The organism is Streptococcus mitis (assembly GCF_009496155.1).
Taxonomy (GTDB): Bacteria; Bacillota; Bacilli; order Lactobacillales; family Streptococcaceae; genus Streptococcus; species Streptococcus mitis_BQ.
In genome coordinates, this window is the sequence record NZ_WIJP01000003.1 from 25,565 (window position 1) to 51,013 (window position 25,449).

21 protein-coding genes and 1 pseudogene are annotated in these 25,449 nt (G+C 40.4%); 20 read left to right on the forward strand and 2 right to left on the reverse strand.

Annotated features, from left to right (window positions below):
* Positions 1-3: 3 nt before the first annotated feature.
* The 5 genes from GEZ84_RS02270 to alaS all read left to right on the forward strand — a co-directional run bounded on the left by GEZ84_RS02270 (position 4) and on the right by alaS (position 7,589).
* A complete protein-coding gene (locus tag GEZ84_RS02270; RefSeq protein WP_153223269.1) occupies positions 4-2,910 on the forward strand; it encodes a type I restriction endonuclease subunit R in 2,907 nt (968 codons plus the stop codon).
* Between the two features lie 48 nt (positions 2,911-2,958).
* Positions 2,959-3,534: a hypothetical protein gene (locus tag GEZ84_RS02275; protein ID WP_153223271.1), complete on the forward strand. Its 576-nt coding sequence runs from the start codon at positions 2,959-2,961 to the stop codon at positions 3,532-3,534.
* Between the two features lie 404 nt (positions 3,535-3,938).
* The gene (locus GEZ84_RS02280; RefSeq protein WP_153223273.1) at positions 3,939-4,190 is read left to right on the forward strand and encodes a hypothetical protein; all 252 of its coding nucleotides are present in this window, start codon (positions 3,939-3,941) and stop codon (positions 4,188-4,190) included.
* Between the two features lie 274 nt (positions 4,191-4,464).
* Complete coding sequence (locus tag GEZ84_RS02285; protein ID WP_153223275.1) at positions 4,465-4,950, forward strand: LURP-one-related/scramblase family protein; 486 nt, start codon at positions 4,465-4,467, stop codon at positions 4,948-4,950.
* Between the two features lie 20 nt (positions 4,951-4,970).
* Positions 4,971-7,589: an alanine--tRNA ligase gene (alaS, locus tag GEZ84_RS02290; RefSeq protein WP_153223276.1), complete on the forward strand. Its 2,619-nt coding sequence runs from the start codon at positions 4,971-4,973 to the stop codon at positions 7,587-7,589.
* An 89-nt stretch (positions 7,590-7,678) separates the two neighbouring features.
* Here the strand turns inward: alaS and GEZ84_RS02295 are convergent, their stop codons facing one another.
* A complete protein-coding gene (locus GEZ84_RS02295; RefSeq protein ID WP_153223278.1) occupies positions 7,679-9,133 on the reverse strand; it encodes an alpha-amylase in 1,455 nt (484 codons plus the stop codon).
* Between the two features lie 176 nt (positions 9,134-9,309).
* Between GEZ84_RS02295 and GEZ84_RS02300 the strand changes: the two genes are divergently transcribed.
* From GEZ84_RS02300 to GEZ84_RS11040, 3 genes are all read left to right on the forward strand, one after another.
* The gene (locus tag GEZ84_RS02300; protein WP_153223280.1) at positions 9,310-10,059 is read left to right on the forward strand and encodes an ABC transporter ATP-binding protein; all 750 of its coding nucleotides are present in this window, start codon (positions 9,310-9,312) and stop codon (positions 10,057-10,059) included.
* Positions 10,040-11,674 (forward strand): hypothetical protein, encoded by a 1,635-nt coding sequence (locus GEZ84_RS02305; protein ID WP_153223282.1) that lies wholly within the window; start codon positions 10,040-10,042, stop codon positions 11,672-11,674. Before GEZ84_RS02300 ends, GEZ84_RS02305 begins: the two co-directional genes overlap by 20 nt.
* A 71-nt stretch (positions 11,675-11,745) precedes the next feature.
* Positions 11,746-12,006 (forward strand): hypothetical protein, encoded by a 261-nt coding sequence (locus tag GEZ84_RS11040; RefSeq protein ID WP_319946406.1) that lies wholly within the window; start codon positions 11,746-11,748, stop codon positions 12,004-12,006.
* Between the two features lie 245 nt (positions 12,007-12,251).
* Here the strand turns inward: GEZ84_RS11040 and GEZ84_RS02310 are convergent, their stop codons facing one another.
* Positions 12,252-14,402: an LTA synthase family protein gene (locus GEZ84_RS02310; RefSeq protein WP_319946407.1), complete on the reverse strand. Its 2,151-nt coding sequence runs from the start codon at positions 14,400-14,402 to the stop codon at positions 12,252-12,254.
* 116 nt (positions 14,403-14,518) lie between these two features.
* On the opposite strand from GEZ84_RS02310, the gene GEZ84_RS02315 reads away from it, so the two are divergent.
* The 12 genes and pseudogenes from GEZ84_RS02315 to GEZ84_RS02370 all read left to right on the forward strand — a co-directional run.
* Positions 14,519-15,682 (forward strand): class I SAM-dependent rRNA methyltransferase, encoded by a 1,164-nt coding sequence (locus tag GEZ84_RS02315; RefSeq protein WP_194252008.1) that lies wholly within the window; start codon positions 14,519-14,521, stop codon positions 15,680-15,682.
* Positions 15,679-16,356: a type I 3-dehydroquinate dehydratase gene (gene aroD / locus GEZ84_RS02320; RefSeq protein WP_000767765.1), complete on the forward strand. Its 678-nt coding sequence runs from the start codon at positions 15,679-15,681 to the stop codon at positions 16,354-16,356. The genes GEZ84_RS02315 and aroD overlap by 4 nt, the downstream gene beginning before the upstream one ends.
* Positions 16,346-17,197, forward strand: coding sequence for a shikimate dehydrogenase (locus tag GEZ84_RS02325; RefSeq protein WP_153223285.1), 852 nt, complete (start codon positions 16,346-16,348; stop codon positions 17,195-17,197). Before aroD ends, GEZ84_RS02325 begins: the two co-directional genes overlap by 11 nt.
* Positions 17,198-17,218: 21 nt before the next feature.
* Positions 17,219-18,286, forward strand: coding sequence for a 3-dehydroquinate synthase (aroB, locus tag GEZ84_RS02330; RefSeq protein ID WP_153223287.1), 1,068 nt, complete (start codon positions 17,219-17,221; stop codon positions 18,284-18,286).
* 9 nt (positions 18,287-18,295) lie between these two features.
* A complete protein-coding gene (gene aroC / locus GEZ84_RS02335) occupies positions 18,296-19,462 on the forward strand; it encodes a chorismate synthase (RefSeq protein WP_153223289.1) in 1,167 nt (388 codons plus the stop codon).
* A gap of 9 nt (positions 19,463-19,471) precedes the next feature.
* On the forward strand, positions 19,472-20,575 hold the full coding sequence (locus GEZ84_RS02340) for a prephenate dehydrogenase (protein ID WP_153223291.1): 1,104 nt from the start codon (positions 19,472-19,474) through the stop codon (positions 20,573-20,575).
* A 10-nt stretch (positions 20,576-20,585) separates the two neighbouring features.
* The gene (locus GEZ84_RS02345; protein ID WP_153223293.1) at positions 20,586-20,924 is read left to right on the forward strand and encodes a YlbF/YmcA family competence regulator; all 339 of its coding nucleotides are present in this window, start codon (positions 20,586-20,588) and stop codon (positions 20,922-20,924) included.
* Positions 20,925-21,014: 90 nt separating this feature from the next.
* Complete coding sequence (gene aroA / locus GEZ84_RS02350) at positions 21,015-22,298, forward strand: 3-phosphoshikimate 1-carboxyvinyltransferase (RefSeq protein WP_153223294.1); 1,284 nt, start codon at positions 21,015-21,017, stop codon at positions 22,296-22,298.
* A complete protein-coding gene (locus GEZ84_RS02355) occupies positions 22,291-22,767 on the forward strand; it encodes a shikimate kinase (RefSeq protein ID WP_153223296.1) in 477 nt (158 codons plus the stop codon). Before aroA ends, GEZ84_RS02355 begins: the two co-directional genes overlap by 8 nt.
* Positions 22,764-23,612, forward strand: coding sequence for a prephenate dehydratase (gene pheA, locus GEZ84_RS02360; RefSeq protein WP_153223298.1), 849 nt, complete (start codon positions 22,764-22,766; stop codon positions 23,610-23,612). The genes GEZ84_RS02355 and pheA overlap by 4 nt, the downstream gene beginning before the upstream one ends.
* Positions 23,609-24,904 (forward strand): LCP family protein, encoded by a 1,296-nt coding sequence (locus tag GEZ84_RS02365; RefSeq protein WP_153223300.1) that lies wholly within the window; start codon positions 23,609-23,611, stop codon positions 24,902-24,904. Before pheA ends, GEZ84_RS02365 begins: the two co-directional genes overlap by 4 nt.
* 143 nt (positions 24,905-25,047) lie before the next feature.
* Positions 25,048-25,374, forward strand: a pseudogene (locus tag GEZ84_RS02370) (LicD family protein); the annotation flags it as partial.
* Positions 25,375-25,449 lie beyond the last annotated feature (75 nt).

Below are 25,449 nucleotides of genomic sequence, written 5' to 3' on the forward strand. Positions count from 1 at the left end.
TTTATGGGAATACGGGATACAAAAATGGAAGAAGAGTTAGAAACCAATATCATTGATTATGTAGTGGAAGAGAACGGCTATACCTATATTCATCCTAGTGAGATGAAGGCGTCTTATAATAGGCAGTATGCATTTGATGAAGTGAGACTCCTAGAGTTTATTCGCCAGTCACAGCCGAGTGAATATGAGATTTTATCCCTTGATACAGCAGCAGGTAAGGATAAGTTTTTCAAGCAACTCGATTATAAAATTCGTAAGGAAGGAATTGTATCTGTCCTTAAAAATGGAATTAAGTGTTACCCTTCATCAGGGACGATTATCTTTTACCATGCGTTAGACCCTAAGAGACCAAGCTCATACGAAGAGTTTAAAACTAATATTTTTGCCGTTACTAACCAACTGACTTATTCTGACAAGAATCGAGGGTTGGAGTTGGATCTAGCGATTATGATCAATGGTTTGCCAATTATGACAATGGAGCTTAAGAGTCGTGCCTCTAGCTCAGGGTGGACATATAAAGACGCTGAAGAACAATACAAGAATGACCGTGATGCTAAGGAAACATTATTTACCTTTAAACGATGTATGGCTCATTTTGCAGTTGATGAGAATTTCATCAGCTTTACGACTAGGATAGATGGCAAAAATACTCGTTTCATGCCTTTTAATAAGGGAACAGAAACTGGAGGATCTGGGAATCCTATCAATCCATCAGGGACTATGACAGACTATCTTTGGAAAGAGTTCTTGAAGAAAGAGACATTGACCAGTCTCATTCGTGATTTCGCTTATATTTCAGTGGATAAAGTTAAACATACTGAGACGCTAATTTTTCCACGTTATCATCAGTATCGGGCAGTAACTCGTTTGGTAGAAGATGTGAGAGAGCATGGTGTTGGGAACCGTTATTTGATTCAACATAGTGCTGGTAGCGGAAAGAGTAATTCCATCACATGGCTTGCTTATCGTCTTGTAGAAGTGAGCTACAATGATAAGAAGACTTTTGATTCTGTGATTGTTGTGACAGACCGATTGAATTTAGATAAGCAAATTGAAGCGAATATTCGTAAGTTTATTGATGAGAAGAGTATTGTTGGTCATGCTAATTCATCGACAGATTTGAAAAACTTATTGACGGATGGTAAAAAAATCATTATCACTACTGTACAAAAGTTTCCTTATCTCCTAGAAAAGATTGGAACAGACTTACAAGGAAGAAACTTTGCGATTATCATTGATGAAGCTCATTCTTCTCAAAGTGGTAAAGCTGCTGCTTCTCTCAATATGGCAGTCTCAGGAGGCCGTTCGACAGATGATAAAGATATGGAGGATCATTTGAATGAACTCATTGAAGCAAGAAAAATGCCTGAGAATGCGAGCTTCTTTGCCTTTACAGCAACTCCAAAAGCTAAAACAATTGAAATGTTTGGCAGTGTCTTTGACCTCTACTCTATGAAACAAGCAATTGAAGAAGGTTTTATCTTAGATGTTTTAAAGAACTATACGCATTATGAAAACTATTATAAGATCTATAAAACTATAGAAAGTAATCCTGATTTTGATAAAAAGAAATCTCAATATAAAATCAGAAACTATGTTGAGGGGCAAGAGTTTCCAATTCGAGAAAAAGCAGAAGTAATGGTCAAACATTTTCTGACTACGGTGGCTCCAAAAATAAATGGGAAAGCGAAAGCGATGATTATAACGCAGAGTATTCTTCGTGCTATTGAGTACTATAATATTATTAGCGATATATTGAAACGTTCAAATACTGGTTTTGAGGCAGTAATTGCTTTTTCAGGAGAAAAAGAGTACAAAGGTAAGGTCGTTACAGAAACAAGCCTGAATGGATTTTCAGATAAAGAAACACCAGAACGATTCAAAGAAGATAAATATAAATTTTTGATTGCTGCAGATAAATATCAAACAGGATATGATGAGCCACTTCTTCATACTATGTATGTTGACAAGGTGTTAAATGACGTCAAGGCTGTTCAAACATTATCTCGTCTGAATAGAAGTGCTAAATATAAAATTGATACATGTGTGATTGACTTTGCAAACAAACCAGAACATATTCAAGAAGCCTTTCAACCTTATTTTCGTGAAACAAAATTGGAAGAAGAAACAGATCCAAATAAACTTAATAATCTGTTAGGTATACTTGATGGAATGTATGTTTATGAAGAGAATGAAGTAGATACAGTAGTAGAACTTTTTATAGAAAATAGTTCAAGAAGTAAGCTTGATCATATCATTGATAGGGTTGTTGAACGTTATGTCGCATTAACTGAGGAAGAGCAAGTAGTGTTTAAGAGTGGAGTTAAATCTTTCATTAGAACCTATAATTTTATAGCTTCTATTCTTCCGATTGGTCAAGTGGAATGGGAAAAGAGAGTCATTTTCTTTGAGCAGTTAATCCATCGGCTACCGACACCTAAAGATAAGGATTTTTCACAGGGGATCTTGGATTCTATTGACTTGGAAAGCTACCGTTTGGAAAAGAAAAAAACAATGGCTATCATTTTAGAGGATGAAGATGGAATTGTTGAAGGATTAGGTATTGGTACAGGAAGAAAAGGAGAATTAGAACTAGATTCACTTGAAAATATCATTACGACTTTTAATGATGTCTATGGTAATATCAAATGGAAAGATAAGGACAATGTCGCTCGTCAAATTAAAGAGTTACCAGATATGGTTATGAAAAATGATAAGTTTAGAAATGCTTTAAAAAATTCAGATTTAGAAAATATTAAACGGGAGTATGAAACAGCATTAAGTGATGTCTTTGGAATAATCATGTGGGATAATATGCAATTATTTGGGGAATGGACAAATAATTCTGATTTCAGTAAATGGCTGAGTGGTATAATTTTTGATGAGATAATGAAGAAACAGAAAAGATAAGAGGTATTGACAATATAGAAAACAATACAGGATAAGGAATGAGAAAAATTGAACCAAAAAGAATTTCAAACAATAATCAATAAGAATTTTAAGCATATTTCAGATTCTCTAATTAATTTCAGTGATGTTAATGAATGTGAATTTTTAGCGGATAAATTATCATTTATGGGATATGGCCAAAATGCTGAAGGATATTTTAAACATGGAAATGTATCTAATCCGTCACAAAGATTTCATCTCACAGAAGCGTATTTTGAATATAAATTTATCAAAGCAAAAGACAAGATAGAAAAAGAGTTCATTAAAGACTGCGATTTAAGTGGAATTCGATGTCCTCAATTGATGTTATGGATTGCGGAGATTGTTCAAATACCAGAAGAAGTATTAAAAGATGTTTATAATTATATAGTTAAAGCTGAAGATGAATTATTTCTTAAAAAAGGAATAAATAAAGATTTACTTGGAGCTGATAAGTATTGGGAAACAATGAGACAAAATTCAAATATTACCCTTAGTGAATTTAAAACAAAACTTAAATACACAGAAATATGTAAAATCATTAAATCATCAAATAATTGGGAAGAAATTATTTCAAATTGTCAAAAATTAGACTTCAAAAATTAGACTATATTTACCTTATTAAATAATATAGTGAGAAACGGTAATTATTATTTAAAAGAGGATAATGAATTATAGAATATATATTTTCCCTCTCCAATCAAATATAGTACAACTTTAAAAAATTTTTAAGTATAGAATTTCTCAAATTCCTTTTATAGAGGGATCTTGAAATGTAGTAAAATCCTTATCTATCAAACTAGGTCTTAAGAAAGCTCGTAAAGTTAACCAGTTTTCAAAACGTTAAGAACCAGTTACAATACAGCACTTAGAACACTTCATGGTTCACACCATGGAGTGTTTTTAAAATAAAAGGCAATTTTTGTAACTGTATGTTTTTCTATGATAGTTGCTTATTTGCTTGCCTAGTAGTATACTAAGCTTAACCTTACAGAAAGCGGTAACAAATAATGAAAATATCTACTTTTTTCAAAAAATTTTTTTGGCCAGCCTTGTTGACTGTTCAGCAAACATATATACTATTTTATCTAAAGGATGGTTTGGATCGACAATACCTAACGACTGAGTCTATATATTTGGTGATAGGAAACTTTATATTTTGGAATATTTTCGTAGCTATTTTTAGCAATTCGAAAATGTGGGATAAAAGTTGGGATAAAAAGAAAAATGGCAGTAAGAAAAAATATATCCTGAAAAAGTAATCGGAGATGTAGGGAATTGGTCTGATTCAATGGAGATCATTTCCAGTTGACGCAGACTTAAAAAAACGTTATAATAAGAAAGTTGAGAATTGATTTTCAGTAGTCTTAGTCCAGAGAAATGGCGGTGCTGCGAGCCATCTAAGCTAGGAAGTTATGCTACTCAATCATACAATTGCATAAGAATAAGAGAATGACAAGTTCATTGAATGAAGGTGGTACCGCGGTTTTTCGCCCTTCGTGATATGAGCTTGTCTTTTGATTTTTGGAGGTGTTGATGAAAACATTTCTTGTCAAACAAAAGTTTCGTCTTGGAGGCGAACGCTTCGCTATCAAGGATGACATAGGAGAAATCGCCTATCAGGTGGAGGGATCATTTTTCCAAATTCCCAAAACTTTTACCATCTATGATGCCTATGGTGAACAGGTCAGTCAGATCAGTAAAGAAATCTTGACCTTGCTACCTCGTTTTGAAATTCAGCTTCGGAATGGCTCGAGTTTTGTCATTCGTAAGAAGTTGACCTTCTGGCGAGATAAGTATGAGTTTGATAATCTGGGTCTTCGTATCGAGGGCAATATCTGGGATTTGGATTTCAAATTGCTGGATGATCGTGATCAGCTGATTGCGGAAATTAAGAAGGAACTCTTCCATCTGACCTCTACCTATAACGTAACGGTTCTTGAGGACGCTTATGCAGACCTAGTCATTTCTCTCTGTGTCGCCATTGACTATGTGGAAATGCTGGAAAGCCAATCACATTAACAAGTAAATAAGGAGACAATATGAAACAACTATCTAGTGCACAAGTACGCCAAATGTGGCTTGATTTCTGGGCGACCAAAGGTCACTCTGTAGAACCATCAGTGAGCTTGGTTCCTGTAAATGATCCAACTCTTTTGTGGATCAACTCTGGAGTAGCAACCCTTAAGAAATACTTTGACGGAACTATTATCCCTGAAAATCCACGTATTACCAATGCTCAAAAGGCTATCCGTACCAACGATATTGAGAACGTAGGGAAGACTGCACGTCACCATACCATGTTTGAAATGTTGGGGAACTTCTCTATCGGGGATTACTTCCGTGACGAAGCGATCACTTGGGCTTATGAGCTTTTGACAAGCCCTGAGTGGTTTGACTTCCCAGCTGAAAAACTTTACATGACTTACTATCCAGATGATAAAGATTCTTACAACCGCTGGATTGAAGTGGGAGTGGATCCAAGTCATTTGATTCCGATCGAGGATAACTTCTGGGAAATCGGTGCGGGACCTTCTGGACCTGATACAGAAATCTTCTTTGACCGTGGAGAAGCCTTTGACCCAGAAAATATCGGTATTCGTCTTCTTGCAGAAGATATCGAAAACGACCGTTACATCGAAATCTGGAACATCGTTTTGTCACAATTTAACGCAGACCCTGCTGTTCCTCGTAGCGAATACAAGGAATTGCCACACAAGAACATTGATACGGGCGCTGGTTTGGAGCGTTTGGTGGCAGTTATCCAAGGGGCTAAGACCAACTTTGAAACAGACCTCTTCATGCCAATCATTCGTGAAGTGGAGAAATTGTCTGGTAAGGTTTATGACCAAGATGGCGATAACATGAGCTTTAAGGTTATCGCAGACCACATCCGTTCACTTTCATTTGCCATCGGTGATGGTGCCCTTCCAGGAAATGAAGGTCGTGGTTATGTCCTTCGTCGTCTTCTCCGTCGTGCTTCGATGCATGGTCAAAAATTGGGAATCAACGAACCTTTCCTTTATAAACTTGTTCCAACTGTTGGAAAAATCATGGAAAGTTACTACCCAGAAGTGCTTGAAAAACGTGACTTTATTGAAAAAATCGTTAAGAGCGAGGAGGAGTCATTTGCCCGTACTCTTCACTCAGGTCAGCACTTTGCCCAAGGCATTGTAGCTGACTTGAAAGAAAAAGGTCAATCTGTCATTGCTGGTTCAGATGTATTCAAACTTTATGACACTTATGGATTCCCAGTTGAATTAACTGAAGAAATCGCTGAAGAGGCTGGTATGACTGTAGACCGTGAAGGTTTTGAAGCAGCCATGAAAGAACAGCAAGAACGCGCGCGTGCGTCAGCTGTCAAGGGTGGCTCAATGGGTATGCAAAATGAAACCCTTCAAAACATCACTGTAGAAAGTGTCTTCAACTACAATGCTAGCCAATTGTCTTCTAAATTGGTGGCTATCGTGGCTGACAATGCAGAAGTAGAAGCTGTATCAGAAGGAACTGCCTCTCTTATCTTTGCGGAAACGCCATTCTACGCTGAAATGGGTGGACAGGTAGCTGACCATGGACAAATCTTGGATGAGTCTGGTTCGGTCGTGGCTACTGTGACCAATGTTCAAAAAGCTCCAAACGGACAAGCTCTTCACACAGTTGAAGTCCTTGCACCGCTTGCCTTGAACCAAGAATATACCTTGGCAATTGATACAAATCGTCGTCACCGTGTTATGAAAAACCACACTGCGACTCACTTGCTTCACGCTGCTCTTCACAACATCCTTGGAAACCATGCGACACAAGCAGGATCTCTTAACGAAGTTGAATTCCTTCGCTTTGACTTTACGCATTTCCAAGCAGTAACTGCTGAAGAATTGCGTGCCATTGAACAGCAAGTTAACGAGAAAATCTGGGAAGCACTTGAAGTGAAGACAGTTGAAACGGATATTGACACTGCTAAAGAAATGGGAGCTATGGCTCTCTTTGGTGAGAAATACGGCAAAGAAGTCCGTGTTGTTACTATCGGTGACTACTCTATCGAGCTTTGTGGTGGTACCCACGTTGGCAACACTTCTGAAATTGGTCTTTTCAAGATTGTCAAAGAAGAAGGTATCGGATCAGGAACTCGTCGTATCTTGGCAGTGACTGGTAAGGAAGCCTTTGAAGCTTACCGTGAACAAGAGGACGCTCTTAAAGCTGTCGCAGCAACCTTGAAAGCACCTCAAGTCAAGGAAGTACCTCACAAGGTAGAAGGACTTCAAGAACAACTTCGTCAACTTCAAAAAGAAAATGCTGAGTTGAAGGAAAAGGCCGCAGCTGCAGCCGCAGGTGATATCTTCAAGGATGTGAAGGAAGTCAATGGTCACCGTTACATTGCTAGCCAAGTTTCTGTATCAGATGCAGGTGCTCTTCGTACCTTTGCGGATAACTGGAAACAAAAAGACTACTCTGATCTTCTTGTCCTAGTTGCTGCTATCGGTGACAAAGTCAATGTTCTTGTAGCAAGCAAGACAAAAGACCTTCATGCAGGAAACCTTGTCAAAGAATTGGCACCAATCGTCGATGGACGTGGTGGTGGTAAACCAGACATGGCCATGGCAGGAGGAAGCAACCAAGCTAAGATCCAAGAATTGTTGGATGAAGTAGCAGGTAAATTGTAATCAAGTAAAGATCTATCCATTTGGGTAGGTCTTTTTGTGAATGAAAAAAAGCCAAATCCGTTTGGACCTGGCTTGGTTATTATGAGCTATTAGATAGTATTGGCTGCCCAGACACTTACCGAAGCAGCTGAGACAGGGAATTGTCCATAACCTTCCTCATCAATTGTAACTTGACCTTGGTGGTTTTCAAGTAAATCTACAAAGGTTTGGTTAGCCCATTCTTGGCCGACAAACATTGACTTGCTGTTTTCTTGGTCATTTGAGATAAGGACTGCGATTGGGGATTGATTTTCAGCACCTGAACGTACCCAACCGATACAGTTAGCATCATCAAAGTAGTCATTTTGTTCTCCATAGGCCAAATCTTTTCGGATGGTTAGGAAGCGGTCAAGGACTTCTTTGAAATCTTGTTGAGCATACTGCCCTGAAATCCCATAGTAGTCGCCGTAAAAGACACATGGAAGACCATTTTGGCGTAACAGAATGAGGGCATAGGCTGCTGGTTTGAACCATTCTTCAACAGTAGACTCAAGGGCCTGTCCTCGTTGGGTATCGTGATTGTCGACAAAAGTCACAGCCTTGTCGGGCTTGAGTTCAACCAAGCTATCTGTGAAAATGCCACGAAGGTCGTAGTTGGAACCTGCTCGGCTAGCATCAAAGAGATTCTGGTGGAGACGAACATCGACAAGGTCAAAGCGTTCTTCTGTTTTTTCAAGATAGTCTAGATTGGCTTCCTTGTCTGGATTCCAAAATTCACCAAAAACATAGAAATCCTCACCGTATTTTTCCTTCATATCACGGATAAAATTGCTCATGAAGAAAGAGTCAATGTGTTTAACGGCATCCAAGCGGAAACCAGCTACACCAGTCGTTTCCATGAACCAGTCAGCCCAGTCATAGATATTTTGGATGACTTCAGGATGTTTAAAGTCTAGATCAGCATACATGAGGTAGTCGTAGTTTCCGTTTTCGTTATCGACTAATTCCTCATTTGCCCAGCCCTTGTTGTCCCCTTGGATCAGATAAATCCCAGACTTGCGGCGTTTGGCATCATAGTCTGTGCCAGTAAAGTGGTACCAGTGCCAGTGGAAGTCATTGTAGGTATCTTGGCGACCATCGAAGGTAAAGCTAGTCCAGCCGTTGATGATGAAGGGTTCTCCGAGTTCGACTGTACGGTCAACAGGATCCACCTCAATAACCTGAAAGGCTTCCCTGTGATCAGCAGCAGCCTTGTGGTTGAGCACCACATCTGCCATAGGTTGAATTCCCTGTGCTTTTAGAGCTTGAATGGCTTGAAGATAGTCTTCTTTAAAACCATACTTGGTGCGGACAGTTCCTTTTTGGTTGAACTCACCAAGGTCGAATAAGTCATAGACCCCATAGCCTACATCTTTTTCATTGGTCGCCTTGAAAGCTGGTGGCATCCAGACATGGCTGATACCGAGATCAGCTAGGTGTTGAGCATCTTCAGCCAGACGTGTCCAGTGCTGGCCGTCGTGGGGCAGATACCATTCAAAGTATTGCATGAGTGTTTGATTTTGCATGATGTTTCCTCTTACTTGTCAATCTTGTTCTTTATTCTATCATAAAGTATTGGTTAGCTCAAACGTTTGCGTAAAACTGAATAATAAGTTTTGACTATTTTATATAAAATGTTGATTTTTAAAATGAAAGCGCTATAATTATAGTAAATTACATAGATAAAGAGAGGAGATTTCTCATGATTGAATTTCAAAATGTTAGTAAGTTGTATGGTGATAAAGAGGCTTTGAGCAATCTCAATTTGCAGATTGAAAATGGAGAGATTATGGGCTTGATTGGTCATAATGGTGCTGGAAAATCAACCACTATAAAATCTCTAGTTAGTATCATTTCACCTAGTAGTGGTCGTATTTTGGTAGATGGTCAGGAGTTATCGGAAAATCGCTTGGCTATTAAACGAAAGATTGGCTATGTAGCAGACTCGCCTGACTTATTTTTACGCTTAACGGCCAATGAATTTTGGGAATTGCTTGCTTCATCCTATGATCTGACTAGCTCTGATTTAGAGGCTAGTCTAGCTAGGCTATTGAGTGTTTTTGATTTTGCTGAAAACCGCTATCAGGTCATTGAAACCCTTTCTCACGGAATGCGTCAGAAAGTCTTTGTCATCGGAGCACTCTTGTCCGATCCCGATATTTGGGTCTTGGACGAACCCTTGACTGGTTTGGATCCTCAGGCTGCCTTTGATTTGAAGCAAATGATGAAGGAACATGCACAAAAAGGTAAGACGGTCTTGTTTTCAACCCATGTCCTAGAGGTAGCCGAACAAGTCTGTGATCGGATTGCCATTTTGAAAAAGGGACATTTGATTTATTGTCGTAGCGTGGAGGACTTGAGAAAAGACCACCCAGACCAGTCTTTGGAAAGTATCTACCTTAGCCTTGCTGGTAGAAAAGAGGAGGTTTTAGATGCGTCTCAAGGTCATTAAAAAATTAGTTGATGTCAATATCCTCTATTCATCTCAAGAAGCTAATCTGGCTAACCTACGAAAGAAGCAAGCTAAAAATCCTGGGAAAAAAGTAAATGTTTCCGCTAGAGTCCTAAGTTCTTACATTTTTTCCAGTCTCTTGATGCTCATCATGTTTATAAATATAGCCTTTCGTTTTCCTTTTGAGGAAAGGCCAAGTTTTTTTAGTACCATGGTTGCTATTTTACTGGTGCTTGCCTTTTCAACTTCTTTCACTGCATTTTACAATGTCTTTTATGAGAGTAAGGATTTGGTATCGTATAGGCCCTATGCCTTTAAAGAATCAGAGATTATAATTGCTAAAGGACTGTCTGTCCTCTTGCCAGCTCTAGCTGGAATTGTACCAATCCTAGCTTATTTTCTAGTCCTCTATATTAGGCTAGCTCCTTCTCTTTGGCTGGGCTTGCCTTTGATGCTGCTGTCCTTGGCCTTATTATTTGTCTCTGTTACTTTAGTGATGGTAGTGGCAGTACATTTCTTGGCTCAGACTACGGTCTTCAGAAAGTATCAGTCTATTTTTTCGAATGTGATGATTGGGATAGGGGTTCTCATACCTTTAATATTTGTCCTCTTTCTACAGTCGACTTTTGGAAGTATTGTTGACAAAGTTAGAGACATTCCATTTCTCCTTTATCCTATTCATATCTTTTACAAAATAGCAGTGCAGCCTTTTTCGACAGAAGCCATACTGGGTCTGCTCGCTTGGATAGCTTTAACTGTTTTCTTGCTTTACCTGACCAAAAAGAAGGTTTTTCCTCATTTTTATGACGTGATTCTGCTTAACAGTGAGGAGAAGGTCAAGAAAGAACGTCGCAATAAGGAGAGAATTTCAACTACTAAAAAGGGCTTTTTCCGTATGGTTTTACGCTACCACCTCACCCTCTTGGGACAGGGAACTGGCGTGATTACAGTGCTTTTTACAAGTGCTTTCCTTCCTTATCTCATGATGATCGGTCTGATTTCCAACATCCGAGATTCTCAGATAGTTCCAGACATTCATCCTCCATACTGGTTACCCTTGTTTTTTATAGCTCTCTTTATAGCAGTTGTCAATAACAATATCACCAGCCTGCATTCAATTGCCTTGTCCTTGGAGAGGGAAAATGTTGATTTTCTTAAGAGTTTACCCTTTGACTTTGCTCGTTATGTGAAAGTGAAATTTTGGATTATATTTGCTGTCCAGTCTTTTTTTCCAGTTCTGATTTTACTTGGCCTTTCTCTATATTTAGGCTTGCCCATCCTTTCGATGATTTACCTTCTTGTAGTCTGGACCCTTGCCAGTGTCATCCTTTCTTGCCACAATTACTTTAAGGACGTGAAAAATCTGTCAACCAATTGGAGTAGCATTACTGACCTAGTGAATCGTTCAAATCGTATAGTAGCAATAGTTTTACTGTTTATTTATATTGCAATCCTGATGGCCCTTGTAATTGGGAGCTTATTCTTGGTTCGGTCTCTCTCTCCTGTTCTTGCCATCAGCTTGGGAGTAGGAGCTCTTATCCTCCTGCTTGCTCTTGCTATTTTTAGCTATCGTTACTACCTGTCACGCATATTGGCAGAAATAGAAAAAAGATGAGCTAGTTGGTCGCTTGCTTGATAAATTCAATTCGACAAACGCTTTCATAGTTTGTTAGAATGTAGTTGTAAATGATTAAGATTGGTAATCAAAAATATATAGGGAGGAATGTTTTGAATAAGAAATATAACATAGTTCTATTTTTGTTGTTTATAGTTTATTTATTTGGATATTTTTCAATTTCAAAAACGTTAATTCCTATAATGTGTGTGTTCCAAGTATTTTTGATAGAACATATATTTAGAGTTCGAAATAGAATGATGCAGATAGGTGAAATTATAATTATTGTTGCTTCTATAATATTATTTATTGATAGTATATTGAATTTGTAACAAAAGGCTTCTCTATAAAATCAAATTTTCCCGATACCTGCTGAAGTGATTTATCTTCTCTCTATGTCTTCTCATCTTTATTCTACTATCTACGTCACTAAACTTGACAGACATATATTGCAGGTACAACCTCTCTACCTACAATCTCACAGTTAACCTGAGGCTAGTTTCCTAGTTTGTTCTTTGATTTTCGTTGAATTTTATTTTATAAAACGAAATGCTCCTCCACGATGGAAGAGCATCTTTTATTGTGATTTTGATTCGGTTTCTGCCGATTCTGGATGGAGTTCTTGGTAACTTGGTGCCTTGAAAAGGTCAGTACTGGTCTTACCTTTTCTTTGGCTAAAGAGACTGGTTGATTGACTACCTTTTTCCTGCTCAATCTTTTGAAGAATTGGTAAAGAATTGAGGTAAGAAATACTTTCTGTATCAACTTTTCCAAGATGATCTGCTTGGTAGAAACGGATCAAATCGCCAGTTTGAATCTGGTCGCTGATTTTTAGCTGTTGACTAGCTGCTTGACGAACAATTTCTAGTTCATTCTGAGCTTGTTCATCAAGATTACTGATTTCAAGGCCGCTCTCAGTATAGTAGGTTCGTCCGTCGTAACTAGTGTATTTAGGTGTGACGAAGGAATTGGCAGTTCGAAAGGCAACGATTTCTTGATGATCTGGAGACAGAAGATCTTGTCCAACTTGAAGGAAAGAATTTGACTCAATACCAAGGAGGTGTTCGAGAGTCGGTAAGATATCGATTTGTCCACCGTAGGTATTGATGATTTGCCCTTTTTCATAACCAGGCATGACTACCATAAAAGGCACTCGTTGTAACATGGCATTATCGTAATTAGACCAGTTCTCAGAAGTCTTTCCAATCAAGGGTGCCAGGTCAGGATTGCGGGAGTTGGAAATGCCATAATGGTCTCCGTAAATGACGATGATGGATTTTTCATAGAGGCCACTTTCTTTGAGATAGTCAAAGAAGGCCTTGATGGCACTATCCAGATAGTTGGCTGTTTGGAAGTAGCCGTTGATCGTTTCATCTTTGGTTTTGGCCAAGGGGAAACCAAGCTCATCGCCTGTCAGATTGCTAGCATAAGGATAGTGATTGGACACCGTGATATACTTGGCATAAAAAGGCTGCTGTAAATGCTCCAGATATTGGATAGAATCTTTCATCATGATTTTATCATTTAAACCATATTGGAAAGAATTGCTACTGTCTTGCTTGGTGAAGTAGGATGCGTCAAAGAAGTATTGGTAGCCCCATTGTTTGTAGGTCGTATTTCGATTCCAGAAGGTCCCGATATTACCGTGAAAGACAGCACTTGATTGGTAGCCGTTTTTTGATAGGATAAAAGGTGCTGCCTGCTGGGTATTGGTACCACCGTAGTTGACCATGAAAGAACCTTGGTCAAGTCCAAACAGACCAGTTTCCAACATAGTTTCCGCATCTGAGGTCTTACCAGCCTTGACTTGGTTAAAGATATTCGAAAAGGCTAGGGTTGATTGCGAATGGTAGAGGGAATTAAGGAAGGGAGTGACTTCATGCTCAGTTCCATCTATGTTGAGTTTATAGTCAAGTAGGAACTGCTGGAAACTCTCCAAGTGGAGATAGATTACATTTTTCCCTTTGACTAAGCCAAAATAGTCTGGATTAGGCTTAGCCGAATGCTCTTGAATATAATCTGTGATAGGTTGAAGGTCAGTCTCAGAAGCCTTGGCACGTTCTTTGTTGGCGCTGTAGGATTGGTTGGCACTATAACCTAAAAAGGCTGGCAAACTAAGGGCACGAACAACATAATAATTAGAAAATCCTCGCGACAGGAGATCGGGACGTTCAATTTCTGCTAAGAAAAGATTAGCTGAAAAGAGCAGGGCTGAGAGAGCAGTGATAGCAACACTCGAGCGGAATTTGAAAGGTCTCCTATCCAAATGGATGAATTTTTTAAAGAAAAGGAAAGACAGCACTGGGAAATCCATAAAATAGATAAAATCCCAAGGACGCAGCAACTCTAGTTCCGCAGTACCAACAGACACTTTGCTGACCACCTTCATGGTGTTAGCCGTGATAAAGTCACTAAATTCTCGATAGTAAAAGACATTGGAATAGAGCCAAATGAATAAAAGGCTATAAATAGCTATACTAATACTATAAAAAATCTTGGTTGACCGAGCATAGAGGGCTAGAGCTAGTAGAAGGAGCCCCAAAGGAAGGGGGTTGAAAAAGGCGATAAAGGCAAGGTAATTTCCCTGCAATTTGCCCAATTGAATGTCTAAATTAAAGTCAACGGTATAGGCTAATAAGGTTTTGAACCAATAGATGATTAAAAGGGTTAGGACAAAACCCAGTCTGGTACCGATGGCTTTTTGGATTTTGTTAAAATTAATTCTCACACATTTACTTCCTAATTTTTAATTAGTATTAGTATACCATTTTTTAAAACGAGAGTAAAAAAGCAAGGGTAGTTTCTTTTTTGAGAATTGTCTAAAAATTTGATATAATGGTAGTTATGAATAGAATAAGAGTCAGTAAGCGGGTTGAAAAAAAGCTTATCAAAGGTCTAGTTTTACTAGAAGCCAGCGATCTTGAGAATGTCAATCTTAAGGATCAGGAAGTGGAAGTCCATAGTCAAGATGGAAATTTTCTTGGGACTGCCTACCTTTCCCAACAAAACAAGGGCTTGGGCTGGTTTATCAGCAAAGATAAGGTGACCTTTAATCAAGCTTTCTTTGAAACGCTGTTTAGACAAGCTAAAGAACAGAGAAAAGCCTACTATCAAGATGATTTGACAACTGCCTTTCGTCTCTTTAACCAAGAGGGAGATGGTTTTGGTGGTCTGACAGTGGATCTTTATGGCGACTATGCTGTCTTTTCTTGGTATAACTCTTATGTTTATCAGATTCGCAAGGTTATTTCTGAAGCCTTTAGACAGGTTTTCCCTGAGGTTTTAGGGGCTTATGAGAAGATCCGTTTTAAGGGTTTGGACTATGAATCTGCCCATGTTTATGGTCAAGAAGCACCTGACTTTTTCACTGTTCTGGAAAATGGTGTCTTGTATCAAGTCTTCATGAATGATGGCTTGATGACAGGGATTTTTCTAGACCAGCACGAGGTTCGTGGGAGCTTGGTTGATGGATTGGCTATGGGTAAATCCTTGCTCAATATGTTTTCCTACACAGCAGCCTTTTCAGTAGCTGCAGCTATGGGAGGAGCAAGCCAGACTACTTCGGTTGACCTAGCTAAACGTTCACGAGAATTGTCTCAAGCGCATTTTCAGGCAAATGGAATCAGCATAGACGACCATCGTTTTATAGTCATGGATGTCTTTGAGTATTTCAAGTATGCCAAACGAAAAGGCTTAACCTATGATGTCATTGTCCTAGATCCGCCTAGCTTTGCTCGGAACAAAAAACAAACATTTTCTGTGGCAAAGGATTATCACAAGTTGATTTCCCAGAGTCTTGAGATTTTAAATTCGCGAGGAATTATCATTGCCAGTACCAATGCTGCCAATGTTTCCCGCCAGAAATTTACAGAACAAATTGATAAAGGCTTTGCAGGAAGAAGTTACCAGATTTTAAACAAATATGGTCTTCCAGCAGATTTTGCCTATAATAAAAAAGATGAAAGTAGTAATTACCTCAAGGTGATTAGTATGAAGGTTAGTAAATGAAATTAATCGTTTCAGTAATGCCAAGAAGTTTAGAGGAGGCTCAGGCTCTGGATGCTACGAGGTATCTGGATGCCGACATCATTGAATGGCGTGCCGACTATCTGCCTAAGGAAGCGATTTTGCAGGTAGCTCCAGCTATTTTTGAAAAATTCGCAGGTCGTGAGTTGGTTTTCACGCTGAGAACTCGCTCTGAAGGGGGAGAAATCGACCTTTCTCCAGAAGAATATATCCATCTAATCAAGGAAGTAGCGCAACTCTATCAACCAGACTATATTGATTTTGAGTACTATAGCTACAAGGATGTTTTTGAGGAAATGCTGGACTTCCCAAATCTCGTTTTAAGTTACCATAATTTTCAAGAAACGCCTGAAAATATGATGGAAATCTTGTCAGAGTTGACGAGCTTAAATCCAAAACTTGTTAAGGTTGCGGTGATGGCTCACACGGAGCAGGATGTCTTAGACTTGATGAACTATACCCGAGGCTTTAAAACCCTCAATCCTGAGCAGGAATATGTGACCATTTCTATGGGCAAGGTGGGTAAGGTCTCTCGTATCACTGCGGATGTGACTGGTTCTAGCTGGTCCTTTGCTAGTCTAGATGAGGCTAGTGCCCCAGGTCAGATTTCTCTAGCTAACATGAAAAAAATCAGGGAGATTTTGGATGAAGCTTGATGGCTATACACGTTTAGCTGCCGTTGTTGCCAATCCTATTAAGCATTCTATTTCCCCTTTTATCCACAATAGTGCCTTTGAGGCGACAGCTACCAATGGTGCTTACGTGGCTTGGGAGATTGAAGCGGGTGACTTGGCAGAAACAGTGGCCAATATTCGTCGCTACCAGATGTTTGGCATCAACCTGTCCATGCCTTATAAGGAGCAGGTGATTCCTTATTTGGATGAATTGAGCGATGAAGCGCGCTTAATCGGTGCGGTTAATACGGTTGTCAATGAGAATGGCAATTTAATTGGATATAATACAGATGGCAAGGGATTTTTTAAGAGCTTGCCTTCTTTTACAATTACAGGTAAGAAGATGACCCTGCTGGGTGCAGGTGGTGCGGCCAAGTCTATCTTGGCACAAGCTATTTTGGATGGTGTCAGTCAGATTTCTGTCTTTGTTCGTTCAGTTTCTATGGAAAAAACAAGACCTTATCTAGACAAGTTACAGGAGCAGACAGGCTTTAAAGTGGATTTGTATGCTTTAGAAGATGTTCCTGAACTGCAAGCAAGGATTGCTGAGTCGGACTTACTAGTCAATGCGACAAGTGTAGGGATGGATGGTCAATCATCTCCAGTTCCTGAAAACATAGTCATACCAGAAACTCTCCTAGTAGCAGATATCATTTACCAACCCTTTGAAACACCATTTTTGAAATGGGCTATAAGTCAGGGGAATCCAGTTGTCAATGGTCTGGGAATGTTGCTCTATCAAGCTGCAGAAGCTTTTCAACTGTGGACAGGCAAGGAGATGCCAACAGAAGAGATTTGGCAGTCTTTAACAGAAAAATACTAATAAAGAAAGGGAGATTCTCCTATGAAAATCAGAATCGATATTCCTCATCATCCTTATGATATTCAGATTGAAAAAGGCTGTCTGGCTCAGACTGGTCAGTGGTTGAGAGAACTCTGGCAACCACAAAAAGTGGTTATAGTAACTGACAACCATGTAGCTTATCTTTATGCAGAGAAGGTCAAGCTCAGCCTAGAAGATGCTGGTTTTCAGGTAGCTGTTTTTGACTTTTTAGAAGGTGAAGAACGAAAAAATCTTACTACTGTTCAGAAAGTCTATGAATTCCTAGTTAAGCAGGGGGTGACTCGTAGTGATGGAATCGTAGCTCTTGGTGGCGGTGTCGTTGGGGATCTAGCTGGTTTTGTAGCCTCTACCTATATGCGGGGCATTCACTTTGTTCAGATTCCGACTAGCTTGACAGCTCAGGTTGATTCTTCTATCGGTGGAAAGACGGGTGTCAACACTCCATTTGCTAAAAATATGGTGGGGACCTTTGCCCAACCAGATGGGGTTCTGATTGACCCACTTGTCCTTGAAACGCTTGGAAAAAGAGAGTTGATTGAAGGAATGGGTGAGGTTATCAAGTATGGTTTGATTGAGGATCCAGAACTGTGGGCTCTTTTGACGGAGTTGGACGGTTCTGTAGAGAGCATTTTGGAATATGCAGAGACCTTGATTGAACATTCTTGTCAGGTCAAGCGCAAGATGGTGGTTGAGGATGAGTTGGACAACGGTGTTCGTCTTTACCTCAATTTTGGCCACACTATTGGTCATGCTATTGAAGCAACGGCTGGTTATGGCAAGGTCATGCATGGTGAAGCTGTGGCTATGGGAATGGTGCAGATTTCCAAGGTTGCTGAGGGAAAAGGCCTTATGCCAGCTGGCATTACCCAGTCCATCACAGAAATGTGTCAGAAATTTGGCTTGCCTGTTGACTATGAAAACTGGGATGTTGACAAGCTTTATCAGGCTCTTACTCATGACAAGAAAGCGCGTGGTAATACCTTGAAATTGGTCTTGGTGCCAGAGCTTGGTTCAGCGACCATCCACCCAGTTTCTCTGGAAGAGATGAAAGACTACTTGGTAAAATAAGGAGAGTGTATGAGATATTTAACTGCAGGAGAATCACACGGTCCCCGTCTGACAGCTATCATTGAAGGAATCCCAGCTGGGCTTCCTTTGACAGCTGAGGATATTAACGGAGATCTTAAACGCCGTCAGGGTGGCTACGGTCGTGGCGGCCGTATGAAGATTGAGAGTGATCAGGTTTTCTTTACTTCTGGCGTTCGCCACGGGAAGACGACTGGGGCTCCTATTACCATGGATGTCGTCAATAAGGACCATCAAAAATGGCTGGACATCATGTCTGCGGAGGACATTGAAGACCGCCTTAAAAGCAAACGAAAAATCACTCATCCACGTCCTGGTCACGCCGACTTGGTCGGGGGCATCAAGTACCGTTTTGATGATTTGAGAAATTCCTTGGAGCGCTCATCTGCTCGTGAAACAACTATGCGAGTGGCAGTTGGTGCAGTAGCTAAACGCCTCTTGGCTGAGCTGGATATGGAGATTGCCAACCATGTCGTTGTCTTTGGTGGCAAGGAAATCGATGTTCCTGAAGATCTGACAGTCGCTGAGATTAAGGCACGAGCTGCCCAGTCTGAAGTTTCTATTGTCAACCAAGAACGGGAACAGGAAATCAAGGATTATATTGACCAAATCAAACGTGACGGAGATACCATCGGTGGGGTTGTCGAGACAGTTGTCGGAGGTGTTCCAGTTGGTCTTGGTTCCTATGTCCAATGGGACAGAAAATTGGATGCCAGATTGGCCCAAGCCGTTGTTTCTATCAATGCTTTTAAAGGAGTGGAATTTGGTCTCGGCTTTGAAGCTGGTTACCGTAAAGGTAGCCAAGTTATGGATGAAATTCTCTGGTCTAAAGAAGACGGCTATACTCGCCGTACCAATAATCTGGGTGGCTTTGAAGGTGGCATGACCAATGGGCAACCTATTGTTGTTCGAGGTGTTATGAAGCCTATTCCTACTCTCTACAAACCACTTATGAGTGTGGATATCGAAACCCATGAACCCTATAAGGCAACAGTCGAAAGAAGTGATCCGACCGCTCTTCCAGCAGCCAGTGTGGTCATGGAAGCCGTTGTGGCAACGGTTCTGGCACAAGAAATCCTTGAAAAATTCTCATCAGATAATCTAGAGGAATTAAAAGAAGCAGTGGCCAAACACCGAGACTATACAAAGAACTATTAAGGAGTTCCTATGGCAAAAACAATCTATATCGTAGGTCTTGGGTTGATCGGTGCCTCAATGGCACTCGGTATCAAACGCGATCATCCAGATTATGAAATTTTAGGTTATAATCGTAGTCAAGCTTCGAGAGATATCGCCTTGAAAGAAGGCATGATTGACCGTGCAACGGATGATTTTGCTAGTTTTGCTCCTTTGGCAGATATCATTATCCTCAGCTTGCCAATCAAACAAACTATTGCTTTCATTAAGGAGTTGGCCAACTTGGACTTGAAAGAAGGCGTCATTATTTCAGATGCTGGTTCAACCAAGTCAGCCATTGTAGATGTGGCGGAGCAGTATTTAGCTGATAAGCCTGTTCGCTTTGTCGGAGCCCATCCCATGGCTGGTAGTCACAAGACAGGAGCTGCTTCTGCGGATGTCAATCTTTTTGAAAATGCCTATTATATCTTTACACCTTCGAGCCTGACAAGTCAGGACACGCTTGACGAAATGAGGGACTTGCTTTCAGGTCTGCATGCTCGCTTTATTGAGATTGATGCCAAGGAGCATGACCGAGTCACTTCTCAGATTAGCCATTTTCCTCATATTCTGGCTTCCAGTCTCATGGAGCAGACCGCGGTCTATGCTCAAGAACATGAGATGGCAAGGCGTTTTGCGGCTGGTGGTTTTCGAGATATGACTCGAATTGCGGAAAGTGAGCCAGGGATGTGGACCTCCATTCTCTTGTCCAATCGTGAGACTATCCTAGAGAGAATTGAGGATTTTAAGGAACGTTTGGATGAGGTTGGTCAGGCTATCAACAAGGGAGATGAAGAGCAAATCTGGAACTTTTTCAACCAAGCGCGTGAGCAACGTCAGGCTATGGAAATCCATAAGCGTGGTGGTGTGGATAGCTCTTATGACCTCTATGTCGACGTTCCCGATGAAGAAGATGTTATCCTGCGGATTTTGGAACTGCTACGTGGAACTTCCTTGGTTAACATCCACATCAACGAGGAAAACCGTGAGGATATTCACGGGATTCTACAAATTTCATTTAAAAATGCTCAAGACTTGGAAAGAGCCGAACATCTCATAACAGAAAATACCGACTACACAGTCGTCATCAAATAAGGAGAACATCATGTCAAATATTTACGATAGTGCAAACGAACTTAGTCGCGGTCTACGCGAATTACCAGAATACAAGGCTGTTAAAGCAGCTAAAGATGCTATTTCAGCAGATACTGAGGCAAGTAAAATCTTTACAGAATATGTTGCCTTCCAAGAGGAAATTCAAAGACTAGCCCAGACAGGTCAAATGCCAGATGCATCCTTCCAAGCTAAGATGGAAAACTTTGGCAAGCAGATTCAAGGGAATAGCCTCTTGTCAGAATTCTTTATCAAGCAACAACAATTGGCCATTTACCTTTCTGATATTGAAAAAATTGTTTTCGAACCAGTTTCAGAATTGCTAAAATAAGAAAATAACTATCATAAAGTCAGAAATTTTAAGGAATTTCTGGCTTTTTATGATAAAATAGGTAAAAGTATTGCAAGTATGAGGTCCAGTATGAAACTAAAAACAAACATTAGCCACTTACATGGCAGTATCCGAGTCCCAGGTGACAAGTCTATCAGCCACCGTTCCATTATCTTTGGAAGTTTGGCTGAGGGTGAGACCAAGGTTTATGATATTCTGAGGGGCGAAGATGTCCTTTCGACCATGCAGGTTTTTCGTGACCTTGGTGTTGAGATTGAGGATAAAGATGGGGTTATTACCATTCAAGGTGTAGGTATGGATGGTTTAAAAGCTCCGCAAAATTCTTTGGATATGGGAAATTCTGGAACCTCGATTCGCCTGATTTCAGGTGTTCTTGCTGGTGCAGACTTTGAAGTAGAGATGTTCGGTGATGATAGTCTTTCCAAACGTCCTATGGACCGTGTGACGATTCCACTGAAAAAAATGGGCGTTAGTATTTCAGGGCAAACTGAACGAGACCTGCCTCCCCTTCATTTAAAAGGGACGAAAAACCTAAGACCTATTCAGTATGAGTTGCCGATTGCCTCTGCCCAAGTCAAGTCAGCCTTGATGTTTGCGGCCTTGCAAGCTAAGGGGCAGTCCGTTATTATCGAAAAAGAGTGCACCCGTAATCATACTGAAGATATGTTGCAACAATTCGGTGGTCATTTAAGTGTGGAGGGCAAGAAAATCACAGTCCAAGGACCACAAAAATTGACAGGACAAAAGGTGGTTGTTCCAGGAGATATTTCCAGTGCAGCCTTTTGGTTGGTCGCAGGTTTGCTTGTTCCAAATTCTCGTCTAGTGCTTAAGAATGTAGGTATTAATGAAACGCGTACAGGTATTATCGATGTCATTCGTGCCATGGGTGGAAAATTAGAAGTAACTGAAATTGACCCAGTCGCTAAATCTGCTATCTTGACTGTTGAGTCTTCTGACTTGAAAGGAACAGAGATTGGAGGGGCCTTGATTCCACGTTTGATTGATGAATTGCCAGTTATCGCCCTACTTGCGACCCAAGCCCAAGGTGTTACAGTTATCAAGGATGCTGAGGAACTTAAGGTCAAGGAAACAGACCGCATTCAGGTAGTGGCAGATGCCTTAAATAGCATGGGTGCAGATATCACCCCTACAGCAGATGGAATGATTATCAAAGGAAAATCAGCCCTTCACGGTGCTAGAGTCAATACGTTTGGAGACCACCGTATCGGCATGATGACGGCCATATCAGCCCTCTTGGTTGCAGATGGAGAAGTGGAGCTTGACCGTGCAGAAGCCATCAATACCAGCTATCCTAGCTTCTTTGATGATTTGGAGAGCTTGATTCATGGCTAAGGTATTACTCGGATTTATGGGAGCTGGCAAGTCCACTATTGCTAGAGGTTTGGACCCTAATTACCTTGATATGGATGCTCTGATAGAGCAGCGCTTAGGTATGTCTATTGTGGATTTTTTCGCTGAAAAGGGAGAAGAGACCTTTCGTCAGATAGAATCAGAAGTCCTAACTGAGTTACTAGAAACGGACCAAGTTGTGTCAACTGGTGGAGGAGTGGTCATTTCTCAGCGAAATCGTGACTTGCTCAAGACAAATTCTGATAATATCTACCTGAAAGCCGATTTTGAAACCCTCTACCAACGCATATCAGCTGATGAGGACAATCAGCGTCCGCTGTTTCTAAATAATAGCAAGGGAGAACTAGCAGTTATTTTTCAAGAAAGACAGGCTTGGTATGAGGAAGTAGCTAGTCGGATTTTGGATGTGACCAAGCTAAACCCAGAGGAAATTGTAGAGGAACTGAGATGAAAATTGCTTATCTAGGTCCCAAGGGATCATTTTCACACCATGTTGTACAGACAGCTTTTCCTCATGAGGAATTGCAGGCCTTTGCCAATATTACAGATGTCATCAAGGCCTATGAGCAAGGCTTGGTGGACTATTCTGTGGTGCCAGTTGAAAATTCTATCGAGGGTAGTGTTCATGAAACCTTGGACTATCTTTTTCATCAGGCTCGCATTCAAGCAGTTGCAGAAATCGTTCAGCCCATTCACCAGCAGTTGATGGTGGTTCCAGGTCATACTAAGATTGAAAAGATTTTTTCTCACCCACAAGCCTTGGCACAAGGAAAGAAATTCATCGATGAACAATATCCAGAGGCTCAAATCGAGGTGACTGCTAGTACAGCCTATGCGGCCCGCTTTATTTCCGAACATCCAGATAAACTTTTTGCAGCTATTGCACCTAGAAGTTCTGCTGAAGAATATGGCTTAGAACTGATTGCCGAGGATATTCAGGAAATGGAAGGCAATTTTACACGTTTCTGGGTTCTAGGAGCTGAAATGCCTTCTATTCCTTTGAAATCACAAAGTGAAAAAATGAGTTTGGCCTTGACCTTACCTGATAACCTTCCAGGTGCACTTTATAAGGCCCTGTCTACCTTTGCTTGGCGGGGAATTGATCTGACAAAAATTGAAAGTCGTCCCCTCAAGACAGCGTTGGGAGAATACTTTTTCATTATCGATGTGGACTATGCTGATAAGGACTTGGTCCACTTTGCCCAAAAAGAATTAGAAGCGATTGGGATCCAATATAAGGTTCTGGGTGCTTATCCTATTTATCCAATATCAGACCATGGAAAGGAGAGAAGATGAGTAAAGAAAATCCTTTAAGCCATCATGAGCAGTTGCGTTATGACTATCTCTTTAAGAATATTCATTACCTCAATGAGCGAGAGAAAAAAGAGTTTGCTTACTTGCAAGACAAATTAAATAGGGCAAGTAGTGATGCTCCCTCAGAAAGTCAGGAATTGGCAGAGGATTATAGAAAGACAAGTGCTAACACTTCGATTCCTTCTTATAATAGCCGTAGTCGTTCTGAGAGATACCAGAAAATCAATTCTCTTCTAAAGAAAAAACCTAAAAAGCGGAAGCTACGGTGGGGGCGTATTTTTGCTGGATTGCTTGCTCTTCTAGCCTGTGTCGGTTTTGGCATGATTTTTATGTTCCTAAAAGGCTATTCAAATGCTGATCCAACCAAAGCTGCCAATGCAAAGGCGGCTCAAGTAGAGGTTTTTCATGGTCAAGATACCAAGGATGGGGTCAATATTTTGATTATGGGAACGGATGGGCGAATCGGTCAAAATAGTGCTGAAACGCGGACGGACTCTATTATGGTTCTAAATGTTGGTGGCTCAGATAAGAAAATCAAGCTAGTCAGCTTCATGCGTGACAATTTGGTTTATATAGACGGTTATAGCGAAGTGATTAACGGTAGAAAGCAGTCCGATAACAAGTTAAATGTAGCCTATGAGTTAGGAGAACAAGAAGGCCAAAAAGGGGCAGAAATGGTTCGCCAAGTCTTGAAAGATAATTTTGACTTGGACATTAAGTACTACGCCTTGGTAGATTTCCAGGCCTTCGCAACCGCTATTGACACTCTGTTCCCTAATGGGGTGACGATTGATACTCAATTTTCAACATTGAATGGGCGCCCACTAACAGAAGCTACAGTCGGAGATGATTTACATGCTACGGAAACAGAGTCTCCAACCCAGACGATTAAAGTCGGGAAACAGCAGATGAACGGATCAACCTTGCTCAATTATGCTCGCTTCCGTGATGATGATGAAGGTGATTACGGTCGTACCAAGAGACAACAGCAAGTGTTGACAGCTGTTCTGCAGCAACTTAAGGATCCAACCAAACTCTTTACTGGATCGGAAGCACTTGGTAAGGTCTTTGGGATGACCTCTACGAATGTTCCTTATAGTTTCCTACTGACCAATGGCTTATCCTTCCTAAATGGAGCGCAAAATGGTATAGAGAGGTTAACAGTTCCAGAACTAGGCGATTGGGTCGATGCCTATGATGTCTATGGAGGACAGGCACTTTTAGTAGACCAAAATAAATATCAAACTAAACTTTCTCAGATGAGGATGAGATAAAATAATACAGGAAAAATCAAGGTTCGAATCACCAGTAAAACAGTGGTTTGAACTTTGATTTTTCTTAGTGTCTGATGGATTTTTAAGGGTTTTTATGATATAATAAAACGATATAACTCGTTATTGAACAGAAGAGGAGAGACATGAGGAGTGATTTGAAAGCAATTCAGGATCGAAGTCTGGAAATGGCTGAATATTTTGTGGCCTTTTGTAAAGAACATGATTTGCTTTGTTACCTCTGTGGGGGAGGTGCTATTGGTGCCCTTCGAAACAAGGGGTTTATTCCTTGGGATGACGACCTAGACTTTTTTATGCCTCGTAAGGATTATGAAAAACTAGCAGAATTATGGCCTCGTTATGCAGATGAGCGTTATTTCTTGTCAAAGAGTAACAAGGATTTTGTCGACCGCAATCTTTTTATTACCATTCGTGACAAAGAAACCACCTGTATCAAACCTTATCAGCAGGATTATAAATCACACCTGTTACTTTGTCCATGAAAGCAATACCCTGCAAATAATATTACAACTATCAACAGTTTATTA

Coding starts and splice junctions, on each gene's coding strand:
- GEZ84_RS02315 (WP_194252008.1), top strand. CDS start 14,519: ATGAATAGAATAAGAGTCAGTAAGCGGGTTGAAAAAAAGCTTATCAAA.
- aroD (WP_000767765.1), top strand. CDS start 15,679: ATGAAATTAATCGTTTCAGTAATGCCAAGAAGTTTAGAGGAGGCTCAG.
- GEZ84_RS02270 (WP_153223269.1), top strand. CDS start 4: ATGGGAATACGGGATACAAAAATGGAAGAAGAGTTAGAAACCAATATC.
- alaS (WP_153223276.1), top strand. CDS start 4,971: ATGAAACAACTATCTAGTGCACAAGTACGCCAAATGTGGCTTGATTTC.
- GEZ84_RS02300 (WP_153223280.1), top strand. CDS start 9,310: ATGATTGAATTTCAAAATGTTAGTAAGTTGTATGGTGATAAAGAGGCT.
- GEZ84_RS02295 (WP_153223278.1), bottom strand. CDS start 9,133: ATGCAAAATCAAACACTCATGCAATACTTTGAATGGTATCTGCCCCAC.
- aroB (WP_153223287.1), top strand. CDS start 17,219: ATGAAAATCAGAATCGATATTCCTCATCATCCTTATGATATTCAGATT.
- aroC (WP_153223289.1), top strand. CDS start 18,296: ATGAGATATTTAACTGCAGGAGAATCACACGGTCCCCGTCTGACAGCT.
- aroA (WP_153223294.1), top strand. CDS start 21,015: ATGAAACTAAAAACAAACATTAGCCACTTACATGGCAGTATCCGAGTC.
- pheA (WP_153223298.1), top strand. CDS start 22,764: ATGAAAATTGCTTATCTAGGTCCCAAGGGATCATTTTCACACCATGTT.
- GEZ84_RS02355 (WP_153223296.1), top strand. CDS start 22,291: ATGGCTAAGGTATTACTCGGATTTATGGGAGCTGGCAAGTCCACTATT.
- GEZ84_RS02345 (WP_153223293.1), top strand. CDS start 20,586: ATGTCAAATATTTACGATAGTGCAAACGAACTTAGTCGCGGTCTACGC.
- GEZ84_RS02280 (WP_153223273.1), top strand. CDS start 3,939: ATGAAAATATCTACTTTTTTCAAAAAATTTTTTTGGCCAGCCTTGTTG.
- GEZ84_RS02305 (WP_153223282.1), top strand. CDS start 10,040: ATGCGTCTCAAGGTCATTAAAAAATTAGTTGATGTCAATATCCTCTAT.
- GEZ84_RS11040 (WP_319946406.1), top strand. CDS start 11,746: ATGATTAAGATTGGTAATCAAAAATATATAGGGAGGAATGTTTTGAAT.
- GEZ84_RS02365 (WP_153223300.1), top strand. CDS start 23,609: ATGAGTAAAGAAAATCCTTTAAGCCATCATGAGCAGTTGCGTTATGAC.
- GEZ84_RS02325 (WP_153223285.1), top strand. CDS start 16,346: ATGAAGCTTGATGGCTATACACGTTTAGCTGCCGTTGTTGCCAATCCT.
- GEZ84_RS02285 (WP_153223275.1), top strand. CDS start 4,465: ATGAAAACATTTCTTGTCAAACAAAAGTTTCGTCTTGGAGGCGAACGC.
- GEZ84_RS02340 (WP_153223291.1), top strand. CDS start 19,472: ATGGCAAAAACAATCTATATCGTAGGTCTTGGGTTGATCGGTGCCTCA.